The following is a 467-nucleotide window of genomic DNA, read 5'->3' on the forward strand; positions in this document are numbered from 1 at the left end:
CCAGAGTTTACGAAAGTGACCCCAACAGGAACCGGTGCAACAAGTACAGGTCCTCAAGGACTTCCACAAACAGGCACTCCAAGCTTCCAAGGTGGCGACCCACTTGTTCCAATTGATGAAACAGTTGAACCAGCTTTCGAAGATGGAAGCAAAGAGAAAACTATTCCAGGTCAAGGAACTTACACGATTGCGCCAGACGGAACTGTAACTTTCACTCCAGACAAACAGTTTGTTGGAAACCCAGATCCAGTCACAGTCAAACGCGTAGATAAGAACGGCACCCCAGTCACTGCGACTTACAGCCCAGAGTTTACGAAAGTAATACCAACTGGTAAAGATACTTCTTCAGTTAACATTAAGGGTCTTGTTCAAACAGGCACCCCAACCTTCCAAGGTGGCGACCCATTAGTTCCAATCGATGAAACTGTGGCAGCAACATTTGAAGATGGATCAACTGAAAAAGTGAT

The 467-nt window shown here is 46.0% G+C and carries 1 protein-coding gene; it reads left to right on the forward strand.

The features are described 5' to 3' along the window. The coding region (locus HMPREF2853_RS05175) for a hypothetical protein (protein WP_261674237.1) at positions 1-467 on the forward strand (467 nt) is incomplete at both ends.

Source organism: Streptococcus sp. HMSC077F03 (assembly GCF_001812375.1).
GTDB lineage: Bacteria > Bacillota > Bacilli > Lactobacillales > Streptococcaceae > Streptococcus > Streptococcus oralis_S.